Genomic DNA, 17,523 nt, shown 5'->3' on the forward strand with positions numbered 1-17,523 from the left:
TGCGGATGGATCCTGCGCCGGTCACGCCAGCACACCGCACAGCGGAAGATGCTTTGCCACCTCGTCGACTTCCATCCGCACTATGGTGTGCGTCAGGCCGCCATGCTCATCGATCCATTGCCGCACCCAGTCAGGGTATTGCGAGAGAAGGTAATTTGCGGCGACTGCGTTCTGCCGGGCGCCGACGCCGTAGGGCAGGTGGAAGCCGAAGGAGGCGTGTGGGGTCACGCAGAGCTGTTCCACCGGCAGCGACAGATAGAGCGTGCAGGCGCTGTCGCACGCCCCCTCCAGGCTCACCGGCTCGTCGGCGGCGCGCAATTCGGCGATGTGCAGGGCAAAGCTCACGATCTGGCCACCAGGATTGTCGCCGACCGTCTCGGCCTTCGCGGGCAGCGCCGTCAGGATAGCGGCGAGCCCAATCGCCATGGTCTTCGACGTCCATCCAAGTTTTGCAGGCAGCAGATCGATCTTCATACTGTGGTCTCGCGTTTGTCTCGCGGCGCCTACGCTAGCATCAAGATGGTTAACATTAGGCAACGCTAATCAAACTTCCGATCGGTCTGTTACACTCGCGCGAGCGAGCCTGCCGCTTGAGGCGAGGACTGCCCGTCGAACAGGATGGTCGGCGCGCCCTATGGCGAAGGAGACTCCAGGAAGCGCTCGACGAACTGGCCGGCCGGCAGGTCGAAAGCCGCCTTCTCCCGCATCAGTCTTTCGATCGGCCAGTCCCACCAGCGGATTTTCTGCATGCCGGCGATCGTCTCGTCCGGGAACCGATATTTGATGACCCTTGCCGGATTGCCCCCGGCAATGGCGTAGGGCGGAATGTCCCTGGTCACCACGCTGCGGGCGGCAATCACGGCGCCGTCGCCGATGGTGACGCCGGACAGGACGACGGCGTCGGTGCCGATCCAAACATCGTGGCCGAGCTTGATGGGGCCGTTCGTTCGCAGATATTCGAAGGTCGACCTGGTTTTGAACAGCTGGTGCTGCAGCGCGTAGTTCGCGGCCGTGTCCGTCGGATGGTTTGCCTGACAGAAGAAGCGGACGCCGGGAGCGATCGCGCAGAACGAGCCGATCTCGACCGGCGACTGTTCGGTGCAGTTAAAGAAAGAGCGCCCGTGCAGGCTCTTGGAGTACCGGCCGATCCTGGCATGGGCCGGAATGGCGTTTGGATCGGCCTTCAGGCCGAGCAGGATGCGCAGTTTCTTGAAAGCCATCGATGGAGAGCCCTACCCCGACGATTACGTTGGTATCCGGGCTCCCGACTTGTAAAGGGTGGATTTTGGGTTTTGAACATGCGCGAAGGCATTCGAGACGCCCGAGCTGTCGGCGTCTTTCAACACGTTCACCGCCGGCGGTCACATGCGGAGCATGAGCGATCCGCCGGATTTCACGCGACTGGCGAGCAGGCCCACACGATCCGCTTCCGGCGCCTAGTCGATATCTGATGGGAGAAGCGGGTGGTGTGGCGAGATGAATAGGATGCCAAGGACCATCGTAACGTGTTGTTCACCAATCCTATAAAGGTCTTGATGAGAATAAATATACGACCTTGCTAAAGTGTACTTCGCATGATCACGTTGCCGCAATGTGCCCAGTAATTTTCATTGTTGGGTACTCAGGTGACGGACGCAGTCCCTGACTACGCGCAATAAGAAGGCAATGCAATTTTTCGCTACGACACCCAAGTCGCCGGCGAGAACGGGTGGGACATCAACAGAACCGTCCTACTCTACACCACAGGTTCCTTTCTATCGCCACAGAGCGAGCACGACTGACCACTTTCAGGCAGCTGGATTATCGTTATGACTTCAACGATCGAGCTTCAGGTTAGTGCCCAAAAGTTCACCGACCAGGTGCTCCAGACGCTGCTCGCAAAACCGCGGCCGCTCCCGGACCCCTACCTCGGCATGCAGCTACAGCGGGTGCGCTATCGCGGCGTGAGCCTCCGCCGCGACGTGATCGCGTCCTACCGCCTATTGCATGTCAACGCCGGCCACGACCAAGGTCCCGGGTACTACGACATCAGCGCTCGGCAGACGCAGCTGGCTGTCGACGTTAGCGTCGAGATAACGGCCGAGGCCAACATCGCAGCACAACCGAACCGCCTCGCGACTCCCGACGTGATCATTGATGGCACGCTCGTCTTCAACCTCGAGGTCAAGCAGTCCTCGATCGGCGTGCTGGCACTCGAGACGAGGTTCCGCGACCTCGAGGTCGGCATCTCGTTCCCGTCGATCGCGGGCGTCGTCGACCCGAAGCAATGGGCGATGGACAAGCTGAAATCGCTTCTCAACCTGAAGCCTCTCAAGTTAGACCTCTCAGACACGCTCGCCGAGGGCCTGCAGTTCTGGAACCAGGGGATCGCCCTCGACGCGACGGGCAACGCGCTGGTCATCCGTGCCGAGGTGGCCAACGACGGCAACCCCTCTCGCTGGACCGACTTCTACAACGGCGTGATCACGGAGAGACTTGGCGGCGCTGACTGGGCCGTTGTCGCACTCCCGCGGGACCTGAGCCTCACGATCCAGACGGAGATCTGGGGGCGGCTTGCACAGGCGCTCGGCCAGTATCGGGTGCGCACCGTCGATGTGCAGTATTCCGGCCACGGCGATCGCGCCTCCTTTACGATCACGCCGTATCTTGAGGTGTGGGAGGACGGCGTCGAGGTGTTCGGCAACGTCGTTTCCGCCTCGTTCGGTATCTCGGTCGGATACGAGACCGGCAAGGTAGTAGTCGAAATCGACGCTTCCGCGGCCGACGACCTTGCCGACGGGATTCGCGCCGTGATCGCCGGCCTCGTCGCAGCGTTCGTCCCGCTCGCCGGCTGGCTGGCGGCGATTGTGCTCAACGAGGTGCTCGGCGTGCTGCTCGACGAGGTGTCCCACACCATCGCCGAGATCGCCTCCGGGATCGAAGGTCTCCCGGAAGGTACGACGGTCGAGGATATCGAACGCTTCAAATACCGCGCCCGCATTCCGTTCACGGCGCCGAGCGCCCTCCCTGGCGCGATCACGACGTTCTCGGCCGATGCCGAGGCGGTGACCGTCGGCGGCACATGGAGCGTGACGAACCTAAGCCCCGGCGAGTTGAAAGTGACAGCGTCGCGGTTCGCGCGAAATGCTCCGTTCGTGTCGTGCGGCCTGCTGGGCGACTCCACGCTCAAGGCATTCGACGACGACCCAGCCGGCTCGGTCACTATGCACGCCGAGGCTGAGCTCACGTCGACCGGCACCGCGCCCGTATCGGTCGACAACGTCATTTCCGTGCGCATGCCCGCCACGGACGGCAGCACCGGGCTTACCTTCGTCCCCGGCGAGAACGCGTTGCCCTCCAAGCTCGAGCTCGACGGGCCAGGCTCGCTACGGCTCGCCGAACCGATCGTGGTCGAGGTCCGCACCAGCATCGGTGTGGTGCGGCTGAAGTTCGACCAGGTCGCCAGCCCAGTGATCACCGTGCCGGAACTGCGGCGGCTGCGAACGCAGATCAAGGCGAACCTGGCATACTGTGATGCCGAGGAGTTACCGATCTGGTGGCTCAAGAAGCACGATCTGATTCCGGGCGGCCCCGACCTCACGGCCGAGGAGATTAAGGCGAAGCTCCTGGAGGAGACCCTGACAACCATCCCCGCCTTCTACTAATCCCTCCTGGTCGCGGGCGCTCGTGGTTGCGCCATGGCGGACCTGCACAGATCGCGGCGCCAACGTCGGTTTAGCACCGCCAATTCCGGACATCGGTTTTGGACGCAGGCGCGGTCGGCCTGCCAAAAGAGCCAAGCGGTTCCCGCGGAGGCGCAGTTTCGGAGCGCGCCAGCGGGATTTAGATATGGCACGAACCGCTGAACCTGATACTTTAGACATCTCTGAAAATCCGGATTTCCGCATGGAACGTCGGCTTACTGCGATCCTCGCCGCCGATGTGGTTGGCTACAGCCGCCTCATGGGGTTGGATGAGGCTGGTACGCTGTCGGCTCTGAAGACGCATCGGCGCGAGATGGCCGACGCCAAGATCGCCGAGCACCAGGGCCGCATCGTCAAGCTCACCGGCGACGGCATGCTTGTCGAGTTCCCGAGCGTGGTGAACGCCGTTGCCTGTGCCACGGAGATCCAGCGCAAGATGCGCGAGCGCAACGTCGAAGTGGCGGAGGACCGTCGCATCGAGTTTCGCATCGGCATCCATCTCGGCGACATCATCTTCGAGGACAACGACATCTATGGCGACGGCGTCAACATCGCGGCGCGCATCGAAAGCATCGCCAGGCCGGGCGGCATCGCAGTGTCCGGGTCGGTCCGCGACAATGTCGGCAACCGGCTCGATCTGACGTTCGAGGACACCGGCGAGCAGGCGCTCAAGAACATCGAGCGGCCGGTCAGGGTCTACAACGTCAACCTCTTCCAGTCCGCTCCGCCGCCACGTGTGACGAGCGGCGCTGCGCAACCCAAGTCGGGGCCGGCGAAGGAAAGGCCGTCTATCGCCGTCCTTCCCTTCAACAACATGAGCGGCGACCCCGAGCAGGAATACTTTTCCGACGGCATCACCGAGGACATCATCACCGACCTGTCGAAGATCTCGGGGCTGCACGTCATCGCCCGCAACACGGTGTTCACTTACAAGGGCAAGCCTATCAGGGTACAGCAGGCAGCACAGGAACTCGGCGTCAGATTTGTTCTGGAGGGTAGCGTGCGCAAGGTTGGGTCGCGCGTGCGCGTCACCGGACAGCTCATCGACGGTGCGGATGGCGGGCACGTCTGGGCCGACCGCTACGATCGCGATCTGACCGATATTTTTGCGATCCAGGACGAGATCACTCACACCATCGTCGACCAGCTGAAGGTCAAGCTGCTGCCGGAAGAAAAAGAGGCGATCGAGCTGGCGCCGACTGAGAATGTCGAGGCCTATACCTACTATCTCAGGGGGCGGGAGTTTTTCCACCGCGGTTCGAAATCATATTACAGGCTGGCCAGGCGAATGTTCGCCATGGCGATCGAACTCGACCCGCTCTATGCGCGCGCCTATGCCGGTACCGCCGATTGCGACTCGTTCCTCTTTCTCGACTATAGCGAGGAGGTTTCGCTCGAGGGCATCCTCGCCAACGCCGCGAGGGCACTCGAGATCGACAGCGGTCTGGCCGAAGCGCACGCCTCTCGCGGACTCGCCTTGGCGGTCGGCCAACGCTACGAGGAGGCCGAAACGGCGTTTGAACGGGCGATCGCAAGCAATCCCAATCTGTTCGAAGCGCATTACTTCTACGCCCGCTGCTGCTTCGCACAGGGTAAGCTGGAGACGGCCGCCACGCACTGGGAGCGCGCGGCCGAGATCGACCCCAATGACTATCAGTCATCGATGTTGCTCATGCAGGTCTATCGCTCGCTCGGGCGATATGTCGACAGATTGGAGACGGCTCGCAGAGCCATCGAGCGCGCGGAACGGCAACTGGCGAGGAACCCTGAAAATGCCCGGCCCGCCTATCTCGGCGCCAACGCACTCTTAGGATTGGGAGAGTTCGATCGGGCAAAGGAGTGGGCGGCGCGCGCGCAGGTCATCGATCCCGACGACGTCCTGACCCAATACAATCTTGCTTGCTTTCATTGCATACTTGGCGATCGTGATCGGGCGTTCGACCTGCTCGAAAGGGTGATGCCGCGGGCCAACCATGAAATGAAGGCTTGGGTTCTGCACGACTCCGATTTCGACCCGCTTCACAACGATCCACGCTGGCAGAAGGTGCTCGATCTCACCAGCTAATACGGTTGATCGGCGATGATCGAGCGCACCGAAGCGGCAAGCTTTCCAGGTGTTGCCAGACTAACAGGTCAAAACGTGTGAGGTTACAGACCGTGACGGCCCCTTCGGCCGGATGGCCGCCAACCTACAGCGGCCTTGCAACCTGAACGAATCGACAGGCGGCTTCACGAAAACCTGCCGGCGACCGTCTACATGCCATTGCTCGAGCGTGGCCGGTCAATGGCTGCATTCGAAGCAGAACTGATTGCCGGCTTCGAATCGTCGGCACGCCGTTGCTGGCTGGAGGCACTTTGTTGTCGGCAAGCGAGCGCAGCTAAATGTCGTTTGGGCGCGATTTCAGACCGGCTTGCGACCCCACGCTTGAGTGACGACGAAAGTTAGGCCCGTGGTTTTTGGATCACCTGCAACTTGCTCGCATTCGACGATCGCATCATCCAGCTCGGATTTGGTCATCAGGCCAGCGTCCAGAATTCGGTTCCTTAGCGAGGTCGCGAACTGGATAGGCAGCCGCAGGTACGGGTGACCTGGCGCTAGGGCGACAACGGCGGCGCGCACGCGCAAGTCCTCAGCTCCCCGCTCGCGCAGCATCTTGTGAGTACGTCGGCCTGCGTCGAAATCACCTCCGCCGCGGCGGAATGCCTCGAGAATTGCCGCCTTCAGCCGGTCCCACGCGTCAGACGGCGGGTAGCAGCGCCACGCCGCGCTGTCCGGCTCCTGGATCGCAATGATGCCGCCGGGCTTCGTCAGCCGCCAAAGCTCATCCATCAGCTGCGCATCCCGGCCGACCGGCGCAAAGAGGAAACGGACGTGCGCGAGGTCAAACGAGTTGGCGGGAAGCGGGGACGCGTAGGCGTCAGCTTCCAGGATCTCAACCTTCGGCAGATTGTTTTCGGCGACAAATGCGCGGGCGGCGCGAAGCTGCATGGCATCGATGTCGACACCTACGATGCGCCCTGACGCCCCAGCGCGCCGCGCCAGAGACCCAAGGATGCCCATGGCCCCGCAACCGAGATCCAGGCAGTGCCAGCCCTCCATCGGGCCAAGGCTGTCGAGCCACGCCTCTGTCTCCGGCTCCCACACGCGCGCCTGGAGGCGCAGGCGCTCAAGCTCTGAAGCGCTGTCCGACAGCAAATAGTCGGCACTGGACATCGTCTGGACCCTCCGCTTGGCCACGAACCCTACGACGGATCAACGAAGGACCAAAGACGTGTTGCCGGGCAGGCTTTGCCCGACCGGGCAGAGCCGGTTCGCGACACCCTGGACCGATTGGTCCGCTTTCTAGCCCAGTCACCCAAAAACGGAAAGTCCGGTTGCGGCCCCACCCGGTCATTCGAGAAACCGGAGGCGAACGACCGCTCTGACGCTTAATGGTCCGTCTGAGCCGCGACCAGTGCACGCCGTTTGATTGGCCACAATGTCAAAACCATTGCGCCGCCGGTTAAGTCCGTCGCCGTCCGGCCTTGGCTTGCGGCCGCCGACCCAGCCGTCATCCCACTTCCCGCAGGATGAAATCGTGCAGCATCTTGGCGGCCGGCGAGAGCACGCGGTTCTTCACCGTGATCAGGCTGTAGGGCCGGACCTCGATGTCGAACTCGGTCTGGACGACATCGATGGCGCCCGCCAGCCCGTCGGGATTCTGGATGAATTTCGCCACCTGCACCGACACCGGCGCGATGGCATCGGACTGCGCCACCATGACCAGGGTGAGCAGCAGTGAAGATGTGTTGAGGATGCGGTCCGGCAGCGCGATGTTGCGATTGAGGAAGTTGCTCTCCATCGCCTGGCGCAGCGGCGAGCCGCCGGACTGGAAGACCCAGTCGTAGGCGGCGGTCTCCTCCAGCCGCACCGCCTTGCCCTTGCTCAGCGGGTGGCCGCGGCGCACGATCAGGCAGGCCTTCTCGACGCCGATGACGCGCGATTCGAACAGGCGCGGATTGAGGTCGTCGGGGATGCGGGCGATGATGAAATCGTGGCGCGACGCAATCAGCTCGCGCGCCAGCACGTTCGAGGTCTCAACCTGCATGGTGATCTCGATGCGCGGATAAAGGCGGCGGATCTCGCGGATCGCCGGCACCGCCAGCTCGATCGCCGGCGCCGTCACCGCGCCCAGGAACACCGAGCCGCCCTTGCCCGCCTTGAGCTCGGATATCTCGCGGTCGGCCTCGCGCATCTCGAGCAGGATCGAGCGTGCGCGCCTGGCCAGCGCCTTGCCGTAGGGCGTGAGCGTGATGCCGCGCGGCAGCCGCTCGCAGAGCTTCACGTCGAGCACCGCCTCCATCTCCGAAATCATGCGCGAGGCGGCGGGCTGCGAGATGTTCATCACCTGGGCCGCGGCGCTTACCCGGCCGTGATCGTCAAGGGCTGCGATCATGCGCATGTGGCGCAGGCTGAGCCCGCTGCGCAGAAGCGTTTCGCCATCGCCCGGCAGTTCGTCGTATGCGCCTGAAATGCCATCAGGATTGCGCAGTGCCGCCATACTCTGTCTTCGCTCCCGCAACTGTTCGTCGGCTGCCGATATATACCAGTTTCGATATAGCAACCATCAGAGATCGCATTTGACAGTTATGTCAAAGGGACACACCCTTCGCGCGTCCCGTGGCATGACGGTCGATGACGAGGGAGATCGTGTCGGCTGAAATCAGCGCCGCGGGGCCGATTGGGAGGATACCGGAGATCGATAGACGACAGCGGCGCATCTCGCGCTCCTGCTCGCCTGCGCGGCCCGAGAAGCCCCGAGGTGTCGCGTCCATCAACCAGGGAGAGTTACTGTGAAAATCATCAAGACACTGGCCGCCGTGGCGGCCCTTGGCATCGCGGCCATGACGCTGCCGGCGCATGCGGGCGAAGGCCTTGTCGGCGTGCTGATGCCGACTAAGACCTCGCAGCGCTGGATCAACGACGGCGACGCCGTCAAGTCGCAGCTCGAGGCTCTCGGCTACACGGTCGACCTGCAGTACGCGCAGGACGACATCCCGAACCAGCTCAGCCAGCTGGAAAACGAAATCACCAAGGGCCCGAAGGCGCTGATCATCGCCTCGATCGACGGCACCACCATGGCCGATGCGCTGCAGAAGGCCAACGACGCGGGCGTCGTCGTCGTCGCTTATGACCGCCTGATCAAGAAGACCCCGAACGTCGACTACTACACCACCTTCGACAATTTCGGCGTCGGCGTGATCCAGGCAAACTCCCTGGTCAAGGGTCTCAAGGAGCGCTTCCCGAACACCAAGCCGTGGAACGTCGAACTGTTCGGCGGCTCGCCGGACGACAACAATGCCTTCTTCTTCTACAATGGCGCGATCTCCGTCCTGCAGCCGCTGATCGACGACGGCTCGATCAAGATCAAGTCCGGCCAGACCGGCATGGACAAGGTCGGCACGCTGCGCTGGCTCGCCGCTACCGCCCAGGCCCGCATGGACAACCTGCTCTCGGCCAACTACTCGGACGGCAGCCGCGTCGATGGCGTTCTGTCGCCCTATGACGGCCTGTCGCGCGGCATCACCGCCTCGCTGCGCGCTGTCGGTTACGGCACGGATGCACAGCCCTGGCCTATCGTGACCGGTCAGGACGCCGAGACCGCCTCGGTCAAGCTGATCATCTCGGGCGAGCAGTACTCGACGGTGTTCAAGGACACCCGCGAACTGGCCAAGGCCACCGTGCAGCTGGTCGACAAGGTGCTCTCCGGCGGCAAGCCCGACGGCCTCGACGAAAAGACCTACAACAACGACGTCAAGGTCGTTCCCTCGATCCTGTTGACGCCGCATGACGTCGACAAGTCGAACTACCAGGCGCAGGTCGTCGACTCCGGCTACATCAAGGCCGACGAGCTGAAGTAATCCGGCTTCAAAGGGAGGGGTCCTGCGCGACGCAGGGCCCCTTTTCGTTCGCAAGCGACGCCGGTATTGTTTTTTGCCGGCTTCTGCAGCGCCATGCACCGTCGCGGCGCGGGCCAGACTGCAGTATGTTGATTTCGCGCAAGACGCTTTCCGAAACCGGAAGGCATGCGCCAGGGAGCGGAAATTCCTAATGACCTCGACGATTTTGGAGATGCGCGACATCACCAAGACGTTCCCCGGCGTGAAGGCGCTGTCGAACGTCAACCTCAGCGTCGAGGAAGGGGAGATCCACGCCGTCGTCGGCGAGAACGGCGCCGGCAAATCGACGCTGATGAAGGTGCTGTCAGGGGTCTATCCGTCCGGCACCTATGAGGGCGAGATCGTCTTTCGCGGCCAGGAATGCCACTTCAAGGGCATCCATGACAGCGAGCATATCGGCATCGTCATCATCCACCAGGAGCTTGCCCTGGTGCCAATGCTGTCGATCGCGGAAAACATCTTCCTCGGCAACGAGCACGCCAGCTATGGCGTCATCGACTGGGATGCCAACGAGAAGCGCACCGCCGCATTGCTGAAGAAAGTCGGGCTCAGGGAAGACCCCAAGACGCTGATCACCAATATCGGCGTCGGCAAGCAGCAGCTGGTCGAGATCGCCAAGGCGCTCAGCAAAGAAGTGAAGCTGTTGATCCTCGACGAGCCGACGGCCTCGCTCAGCGAAAAGGACAGCCAGGCGCTGCTCGACCTTCTGCTCGAGTTCAAGCGCCAGGGCATGACCTCGATCCTGATCTCGCACAAGCTCAACGAGGTGAACCGGGTCGCCGACAAGGTCACCGTGATCCGCGACGGGCGCACCATCGAGACGCTGGCCAGGCAGGACATCTCGGAAGACCGCATCATCACCTCGATGGTCGGCCGCTCGCTCGACGACCGCTATCCGCCGCGCGAGCCGCAGATCGGCGAGGTCGTCTTCGAGGTCAAGGACTGGTCGGTCTACCATCCGATCCACGCCGACCGGCAGGTGATCAAGAACGTCAACCTCAATGTGCGCAAGGGCGAGGTGGTTGGCATCGCCGGGCTGATGGGCGCCGGCCGCACCGAATTCGCGATGAGCCTGTTCGGCCGCTCCTACGGCCGGCACATCACCGGCGAGGTTTTGCACCGGGGCAAGCCGATCGACCTTTCGTCGGTGAGCAAGGCGGTGGAAAACCGCATCGCCTATGTTACCGAGGACCGCAAGACCTACGGCCTCAACCTCATCGACCACATCAAGCACAATGTGACTTTAGCCAATTTGGGCGGCGTTTCGAGCCGCGGCGTCATCGACGACATGCGCGAAATGAGCGTAGCCAACGACTATCGAAAGAAGACGAACATCCGCGCCTCCAGCGTCTATCAGCTGACCGGCAATCTTTCGGGCGGCAACCAGCAGAAGGTGGTGCTGTCGAAATGGCTGTTCGCCGACCCGGAGCTGCTGATTCTCGACGAGCCGACGCGCGGCATCGACGTCGGCGCCAAGTACGAAATCTATACGATCATCGCCCGTCTCGCTGCCGAGGGTAAGGCGATCATCGTCATCTCGTCGGAAATGCCGGAGCTCCTCGGCATCACCGACCGCATCTATGTCATGAACGAAGGGCGCATGGTCGGCGAAATGGCGGCAAGCGACGCCAGCCAGGAAAAAATCATGCGCGCCATCGTTCGCGGAGAAGGAAAAAAAGCATCATGAGCACAGAAAGCGCTCCCGCACCGCAGAGCGGCGCAGCCGAAGACGTCAAGCAGGGTCCGCGCGTCGCCGTCTCGGCGCTGACGACGAACCTGCGCGAATACGGCCTGATCATCGCGCTGATCGTCATCATGCTGTTCTTCCAGTACACGACATCGGGAACGCTGTTCAAACCGGTCAACCTCAGCAACCTGGTCCAGCAGAACTCGTTCATCATCGTGATGGCGCTGGGCATGCTGCTGGTCATCGTATCCGGCCATATCGACCTCAGCGTCGGTTCGGTCGCGGGCTTCATCGGGGCGCTGGCAGCGATGATGATGGTCATCTGGCCGCTCGGGCCGCTCAGCAATCCGCTGGTGGTTTCAATCATCTGCCTTGTCGTCGGCGGCGGCATAGGCGCGGCGCAGGGCTACTGGATCGCCTATCACCGAATACCGAGCTTCATCGTCACGCTGGCGGGGATGCTGATCTTCCGCGGCATCTGCCAGGCACTGCTGGGCGGCGGCTCCTCGGTCGGCCCGCTTCCCGACAGTTTCAAGGCGCTGAGCTCGGGCTTCATTCCCGACGTGATCGGCCCGCTGACGCTCATCCCGCCGACGGTGAATGCCGCCGGCAAGACCATCCTCGGCAGCGGGCTTACGCTGCACATGACGACGATCGTGCTCGGACTGGTCGCTGTGCTGGCCTATGCCTATTTCGGGCTGAGGGCCCGCCGCAAGCGTGAGAGTCATGGCTATGAGGCCGAGCCCTTCCCGCTGTTCGTCATCAAGACCTTGGTCGGCAGCGCGCTGGCGCTGTTCCTGGTTGTCCAGTTCGCGAGCTACAGGGGCCTGCCGGTCGTGCTCCTGGTGATGGGCGTGCTGATCTCGCTGTTCGTCTTCGTCACCAAGCGCATGACCATCGGCCGCCGCATCTATGCGATGGGCGGCAACGCCAAGGCGGCGCAACTGTCGGGCATCAACACCGAGCGGCTGACCCTGATGGTGTTCATCAACATGGGCGTGCTTTCGGCGCTCGGCGGCCTGATCATCGCGGCCCGGCTCGGCCAGGCGGTGCCCGCGGCCGGCCTCGGCAGCGAGCTCGACGTCATCGCGGCTGTCTTCATCGGCGGCGCCTCGGCGATGGGCGGCGTCGGGCAGGTCATCGGCGCGGTGGTCGGCGGCTTCATCATGGGCGTGATGAACAACGGCATGTCGATCATGGGCGTCAATGTCGACTGGCAGCAGGTGGTCAAGGGCCTGGTGCTGCTCGGCGCGGTGATCTTCGACGTCTACAACAAGAACAAGGCCTGACAGGAGCAATTCCAGGAAAAGTGCGTAGCGGTTTTCCGCTGGGAATTGCGCAGAGACGAAATATTTGGAGCGGGTCGGCTGCTCAAAGCTGAACCGCTCCAGCGAGGAAAGCAGGAGGCATACGGGTCCAGATCGCGAAGCTGCCGGCAACCCGCCGGCGCCAAAGAAGTCCCGCAAGGACCAGGCTCGCGAGCGCAATCCGGACGAAGAGTTTCAACCGTGGCGCGGAACTGTTCCGGGCCGCGACGGTCAGGGTTTGCCAATCGGCGGCCGGGCCAAGGCAAAAGAGAGAGGGTTCATCATGCTGATCTCCCAGATCCTCGACGACGCCGAGACGATCCGCGTCGTCGCCCGCAACGGCGGCAAGACCCGGATCATCAACGGCGCCCGCAGCGTCTATTCGCTGGCGATGGAGGCGGCCCGCACCGGCACCGGCCTCGTGGCGCTGATCGAGCGCAAGGGTTTCGGCGAAACCGTCGATCTCGATGCCGTTTACAAGAAGGGACGGCTGGTCTCGCCGATCAACCATCCGGATCCCGCGCATCTGCATCTCACAGGCACGGGCCTCACACATCTGGGCTCCGCCGCGACGCGCGATTCCATGCACAAGAAGCTCAGCGCCGACGGCGAGGAGCAGCTCACCGATTCCATGAAGATGTTCCGCATGGGGCTCGAGGGCGGCAAGCCGGCGAAAGGCCAGATCGGCGTGCAGCCGGAATGGTTCTACAAGGGCAACGGCACGATGGCGGTGGCGCCCGGTGCGGCGCTGATGTCGCCCGCCTTCGCGCAGGACGCCGGCGAGGAGCCGGAGATCGCCGGCATCTATGTCATCGGCGATGACGGCGCGCCGTTCCGTGTCGGCTTCACCCTGTCGAACGAGTTCTCCGACCATGTGACGGAGCGGGTGAACTATTTGTTCCTCGCCCACTCCAAGCTGCGCAACGCCTCGTTCGGACCGGAGATCCTGATCGGCGACCTGCCTGCGGACATCAGGGGCTCCTCGCGCATCCTTCGCGACGGCAAGCTGCTATGGGAAAAGCCGTTCCTGTCGGGCGAGGCGAACATGTCGCACACCATCGCCAACCTCGAGCATCACCACTTCAAATATTCGGCCTTCCGCCAGCCGGGCGACGTGCATGTGCACATGTTCGGCACCGCGACGCTGTCCTTCGCCGACGGCGTCAAGACCGAGGCCGGCGACACTTTCGAGATCGAGGCGAAGGATTTCGGCCTGCCGCTGCGCAACCCGCTCGAGATCGAGAAGCCGGTGAAGGTGGCGGTGAAGGCGCTGTAAGCTCCAGCCTTCCCCTTCTCCCCTTGTGGGAGAAGGTGGATCGGCGCGCAGCGCCGAGACGGTTGAGGGGTGCGCGAAGGATCGCCGTCGGCGTCAAGCTGGAGCACCCCTCATCCGGCCGAGCTGCGCTCGGCCACCTTCTCCCACAAGGGGAGAAGGAAGAGGCTCAAACCTCAATAGATATCGAAATCGAAATACTTGGCCTGGATCTTCTTGTAGGTGCCGTCGGCGACGATGGCGTCGATGGCCGCGTTGAGCTTGTCGCGCAGCGCGGTGTCGTCCAGGCGCACGGCGATGCCGGCTTCGGTCTCGGTGCCCTTGACGTCGCCGACCAGCTTGCAACAGCCGTCGCTCGCCTTCTTGAGCCAGTCCACCAGCACGAACTTGTCCGAAATGACGGCGTCGAGCCGGCCGTTCTGGAGATCGGTGATCGCCTCTTCCTGTGTCGGGTAGAGCTTGACCTCGGCGCCGGCCTTGCCGTAGGCGTCCTGGGCATAGTCGGCCTGGGTGGTCGAGGCCTGGGCGCCGACCGTCTTGCCGGCGAGCGCCGCCGGTTCGGTCGCGGTGAGCTCGCTGTCCTTGGGCGCCACCAGCGCCAGCGGCGTCGTATAGTATTTGTGGGTGAAGGCGACCTGCTTCTTGCGTTCCTCGGTGATGCTCATCGAGGCGATGATGGCGTCAAACTTCTTGGCCTGCAGCGCCGGAATGATGCCGTCCCAGTCCTGGGTGACGATCTCGCATTCGACCTTCATCTGCGCGCACAGCGCATTGGCGATGTCGATGTCGAAGCCCTCGACCTTGCCGTCCGGCGTGATGGTGTTGAACGGCGGATAGGCGCCCTCGGTGCCGATCTTGACCTTTTCCGCCGCCTGCGCCGACAAGGTGCCGGCGCCGACCGTCAGCATGGCGGCAGCGGCCGCCGACAGGATCCATCTCGAAATCCGCATTGTCATCTTCCCCTTCATTTCCGTCACCTTGACGGGTTGGGCGACAGCCAAGCATGGCGCGCCGAACCGGGCAAGCGGAGTCTGATGCTGACGATGGGGCCGAGCGGTTTCCGCTCTGACCATTTTGCTTTCACGCAATTCCGGACGGAAAACCGCTGCGCACTTTTCCTGGAATTGCTTTAGCGCGCGGCGCGGAAATGCTTGGAGAGCTTCAGGCCCTGCGCCTGGTAGTTCGAGCCGAGATCGCTGCCGTAGAGCGCCCGCGGCCGCTTCAGCATGTGCTCGTAAACGAGGCGCCCGACGATCTGGCCATGATCGAGGATGAAGGGCACCTCGTGGCTGCGCACTTCGAGCACCGCCCGGCTGCCGGTGCCGCCGGCCGCCGAATGGCCGAAGCCCGGATCGAAGAAGCCGGCATAATGGACGCGGAATTCGCCGACCAGCGGATCGAAGGGCGTCATCTCGGCGGCGTAGAGCGGCGGCACATGCACCGCCTCGCGGCTGACCAGGATGTAGAACTCGTCCGGATCGAGCACCAGTTCGCCGGCGCCGCTCTTGTAGAGCGGCTCCCAGAAGTCGACGACGTCCTGCGCGGCGCGCTTGTCGACATCGACAAGGCCGGTGTGGTGCTTGCCGCGATAGCCGACCAGCCCGTCCTTGTCGCCGTCGAGATCGATCGACAGCGCGATGCCGCCGCCGGAGATGTTGGGCGGCTCGGTGGCGACCAGCATCTCGGCATGGTGGAGGTCGCGCAACTCATTCTCCGACAGCAGCGCGTTGCCGGTGCGGAAGCGTATCTGCGACAGGCGCGAGCCGGCGCGCACGACGATCGGGAAGGTGCGCGGGCTGACCTCGAGATAGAGCGGGCCGTGATAGCCGGCGGCGATCTTGTCGAACTCGTGGCCGCGATCGGTCATCACCCGGGTGAAGATGTCGAGCCGCCCGGTCGAGCTTTTCGGATTGGCCGAGGCGGAGACATTCGCCGGCAGTGCCAGGCTTTCCATGAGCGGCACGATGTAGACGCAGCCCGTCTCCAGCACGGCGCCGTCGGCGAGATTGATCTCGTGCAGCTTCAGCCGGTCGAGCTTGTCTGCCACAAGATGATCAGGCCCGGGCAGGAAGGAAGCGCGCACGCGGAAAGCCGTGTCGCCCAGCCTGAGGTCGAGGCTGGCCGGCTGGACCTGGTCGGCATCGAGGGCGCGCGGCGACTTCAGCGCGCCGGACTGGAACAGCGCGGAAATGTCCTGATCGGGAAGAATGCCTGTCTGCCGCAAAGCTGGCTCCGCTCCAAGGCCGCTGGTACAAACCTCTTAATGAAGCCGGCAATTGACGCAAGCGCGGTGCGGGTCTAAAGGGTCGTTATCCCGTGGTGATTTGGCCGGTCGGCTTGCAGCCACGTTAAACAAGTCGCTAAAGGACCGTCGGGCCGCAAGGCCGTATGGACCGGTTGCGACTTTTCGCGGCCGGTTTTTTTGTATCTGGAAGTAGAGCGATGACGAAGAAGCGTGACTGGAAGCCTCAGACGGCACTCGTGCATGGCGGGACGCTGCGTTCCGGCTTCGGCGAGACATCAGAGGCGATGTACCTCACCCAGGGCTATGTCTATGAGACGGCGCAGGCGGCGGAAGCCCGCTTCAAGGGCGAGGAACCGGGCTTCATCTATTCGCGCTACGCCAATCCCACCGTCGACATGTTCGAGAAGCGCATGTGCGCGCTGGAAGGTGCTGAAGACGCGCGCGCCACCGCCTCCGGCATGGCGGCGGTCAGCGCGGCACTGCTGTGCAGCGCCAAGGCCGGCGACCATATCGTAGCGGCGCGGGCGCTGTTCGGCTCCTGCCGCTGGGTGGTCGAGACGCTGGCGCCGCGATACGGCATCGAGGCGACGCTGGTCGACGGCACCGACATCGCCAATTGGGAAAAGGCGGTCAGGCCGAACACCAAGCTGTTCTTCCTCGAAAGCCCGACCAACCCGACGCTGGAAGTGGTCGACATCGCTGCCGTCGCCGCGCTCGCCAATTCGATCGGCGCCAGGTTGATCGTCGACAATGTCTTCGCCACGCCCTTGCAGCAGAAACCCTTGCAGCTCGGCGCCCATATCGTCGTCTATTCGGCGACCAAGCACATCGACGGCCAGGGGCGCTGCCTCGGCGGCGTCATCCTGTCGGACAAGAAGTGGATCGACGAGAACCTGCACGACTATTTCCGCCACACCGGCCCCAGCCTGTCGCCGTTCAACGCCTGGACGCTGCTCAAGGGGCTGGAGACGCTGCCGCTGCGCGTGCGCCAGCAGACGGAAAGCGCTGGCAAGATCGCCGACTTCCTGGCCGAACGGCCGGAGATCGCCCGTGTCATCTATCCGGGCCGGGCCGACCACCCGCAGGCCGAGATCGTCAGGAAGCAGATGTCGGGCGGCTCGACGCTGATCTGCCTCGACGTCAAGGGCGGCAAGCAGGCGGCCTTCGCCTTCCAGAACGCGCTCGACATCGTGCTGATCTCCAACAATCTCGGCGACGCCAAGAGCCTGATCACCCATCCGGCGACGACGACGCACAAGAACCTCAGCGACGAGGCGCGCGCCGAGCTCGGTATCGGCCCAGGCACGCTCAGGCTCTCGGTCGGCCTGGAGGATGCGGACGATCTGCTCGCCGATGTCGAGCAGGCGCTGAAGTCGGCGAAATAGACA

Annotated in this window: 13 protein-coding genes and 1 riboswitch; of the genes, 7 read left to right on the plus strand and 6 right to left on the minus strand. The window is 63.3% G+C overall.

Translation table 11 applies throughout. The features are described 5' to 3' along the window. Window positions 1–21 precede the first annotated feature (21 nt). Window positions 22–474 carry a hypothetical protein gene (locus JG743_RS32375; protein WP_202296533.1) on the minus strand — a complete coding sequence of 151 codons (453 nt, stop codon included), beginning with the start codon at window positions 472–474 and terminating at the stop codon, window positions 22–24. Between the two features lie 158 nt (window positions 475–632). Further along, complete coding sequence (locus JG743_RS32380) at window positions 633–1,220, minus strand: CatB-related O-acetyltransferase (protein WP_202296535.1); 588 nt, start codon at window positions 1,218–1,220, stop codon at window positions 633–635. Between the two features lie 588 nt (window positions 1,221–1,808). Here JG743_RS32380 and JG743_RS32385 point away from each other — a divergent pair. Next, the gene (locus JG743_RS32385) at window positions 1,809–3,644 is read left to right on the plus strand and encodes a hypothetical protein (protein ID WP_202296537.1); all 1,836 of its coding nucleotides are present in this window, start codon (window positions 1,809–1,811) and stop codon (window positions 3,642–3,644) included. A 241-nt stretch (window positions 3,645–3,885) separates the two neighbouring features. Then, a complete protein-coding gene (locus JG743_RS32390; RefSeq protein ID WP_202296539.1) occupies window positions 3,886–5,748 on the plus strand; it encodes an adenylate/guanylate cyclase domain-containing protein in 1,863 nt (620 codons plus the stop codon). 336 nt (window positions 5,749–6,084) lie between these two features. On the opposite strand, the gene JG743_RS32395 is transcribed toward JG743_RS32390, so the two are convergent. Beyond that, complete coding sequence (locus tag JG743_RS32395; protein WP_202296541.1) at window positions 6,085–6,897, minus strand: class I SAM-dependent methyltransferase; 813 nt, start codon at window positions 6,895–6,897, stop codon at window positions 6,085–6,087. A 337-nt stretch (window positions 6,898–7,234) separates the two neighbouring features. Further along, window positions 7,235–8,224, minus strand: coding sequence for a LysR family transcriptional regulator (locus JG743_RS32400; RefSeq protein ID WP_202296542.1), 990 nt, complete (start codon window positions 8,222–8,224; stop codon window positions 7,235–7,237). Window positions 8,225–8,516: 292 nt separating this feature from the next. Here JG743_RS32400 and chvE point away from each other — a divergent pair, with 292 nt between their 5' ends. The 4 genes from chvE (at window position 8,517) to araD1 (ending at window position 13,893) form a co-directional block, all read left to right on the plus strand. Beyond that, entirely contained in the window at window positions 8,517–9,584 is a 1,068-nt protein-coding gene (chvE, locus tag JG743_RS32405) for a multiple monosaccharide ABC transporter substrate-binding protein (protein ID WP_202296544.1), read from the plus strand. Window positions 9,585–9,774: 190 nt separating this feature from the next. After that, on the plus strand, window positions 9,775–11,310 hold the full coding sequence (gene mmsA, locus JG743_RS32410; RefSeq protein WP_202296546.1) for a multiple monosaccharide ABC transporter ATP-binding protein: 1,536 nt from the start codon (window positions 9,775–9,777) through the stop codon (window positions 11,308–11,310). After that, window positions 11,307–12,599 (plus strand): multiple monosaccharide ABC transporter permease, encoded by a 1,293-nt coding sequence (mmsB, locus tag JG743_RS32415; RefSeq protein ID WP_244673023.1) that lies wholly within the window; start codon window positions 11,307–11,309, stop codon window positions 12,597–12,599. The genes mmsA and mmsB overlap by 4 nt, the downstream gene beginning before the upstream one ends. 301 nt (window positions 12,600–12,900) lie before the next feature. After that, the gene (araD1, locus tag JG743_RS32420; RefSeq protein WP_202296548.1) at window positions 12,901–13,893 is read left to right on the plus strand and encodes an AraD1 family protein; all 993 of its coding nucleotides are present in this window, start codon (window positions 12,901–12,903) and stop codon (window positions 13,891–13,893) included. Between the two features lie 173 nt (window positions 13,894–14,066). On the opposite strand, the gene JG743_RS32425 is transcribed toward araD1, so the two are convergent. After that, window positions 14,067–14,840 (minus strand): ABC transporter substrate-binding protein, encoded by a 774-nt coding sequence (locus tag JG743_RS32425; protein ID WP_202296550.1) that lies wholly within the window; start codon window positions 14,838–14,840, stop codon window positions 14,067–14,069. Window positions 14,841–15,019: 179 nt separating this feature from the next. After that, window positions 15,020–16,114 carry a 2'-deoxycytidine 5'-triphosphate deaminase gene (locus tag JG743_RS32430; RefSeq protein WP_202296552.1) on the minus strand — a complete coding sequence of 365 codons (1,095 nt, stop codon included), beginning with the start codon at window positions 16,112–16,114 and terminating at the stop codon, window positions 15,020–15,022. A gap of 82 nt (window positions 16,115–16,196) precedes the next feature. After that, a riboswitch (SAM riboswitch) is annotated at window positions 16,197–16,274 on the plus strand. A gap of 58 nt (window positions 16,275–16,332) precedes the next feature. On the opposite strand from JG743_RS32430, the gene JG743_RS32435 reads away from it, so the two are divergent. Beyond that, the gene (locus JG743_RS32435) at window positions 16,333–17,520 is read left to right on the plus strand and encodes an O-succinylhomoserine sulfhydrylase (protein WP_202296554.1); all 1,188 of its coding nucleotides are present in this window, start codon (window positions 16,333–16,335) and stop codon (window positions 17,518–17,520) included. Window positions 17,521–17,523 lie beyond the last annotated feature (3 nt).

This window comes from Mesorhizobium sp. 131-2-1 (assembly GCF_016756535.1).
GTDB lineage: Bacteria > Pseudomonadota > Alphaproteobacteria > Rhizobiales > Rhizobiaceae > Mesorhizobium.

What these genes read in the sequence shown, in the direction of transcription:
- JG743_RS32425 (WP_202296550.1), bottom strand. Translation starts at nt 14,840, where the DNA reads ATGCGGATTTCGAGATGGATCCTGTCGGCGGCCGCTGCCGCCATGCTG.
- JG743_RS32400 (WP_202296542.1), bottom strand. Translation starts at nt 8,224, where the DNA reads ATGGCGGCACTGCGCAATCCTGATGGCATTTCAGGCGCATACGACGAA.
- JG743_RS32385 (WP_202296537.1), top strand. Translation starts at nt 1,809, where the DNA reads ATGACTTCAACGATCGAGCTTCAGGTTAGTGCCCAAAAGTTCACCGAC.
- JG743_RS32380 (WP_202296535.1), bottom strand. Translation starts at nt 1,220, where the DNA reads ATGGCTTTCAAGAAACTGCGCATCCTGCTCGGCCTGAAGGCCGATCCA.
- mmsA (WP_202296546.1), top strand. Translation starts at nt 9,775, where the DNA reads ATGACCTCGACGATTTTGGAGATGCGCGACATCACCAAGACGTTCCCC.
- mmsB (WP_244673023.1), top strand. Translation starts at nt 11,307, where the DNA reads ATGAGCACAGAAAGCGCTCCCGCACCGCAGAGCGGCGCAGCCGAAGAC.
- JG743_RS32375 (WP_202296533.1), bottom strand. Translation starts at nt 474, where the DNA reads ATGAAGATCGATCTGCTGCCTGCAAAACTTGGATGGACGTCGAAGACC.
- araD1 (WP_202296548.1), top strand. Translation starts at nt 12,901, where the DNA reads ATGCTGATCTCCCAGATCCTCGACGACGCCGAGACGATCCGCGTCGTC.
- JG743_RS32390 (WP_202296539.1), top strand. Translation starts at nt 3,886, where the DNA reads ATGGAACGTCGGCTTACTGCGATCCTCGCCGCCGATGTGGTTGGCTAC.
- JG743_RS32435 (WP_202296554.1), top strand. Translation starts at nt 16,333, where the DNA reads ATGACGAAGAAGCGTGACTGGAAGCCTCAGACGGCACTCGTGCATGGC.
- JG743_RS32395 (WP_202296541.1), bottom strand. Translation starts at nt 6,897, where the DNA reads ATGTCCAGTGCCGACTATTTGCTGTCGGACAGCGCTTCAGAGCTTGAG.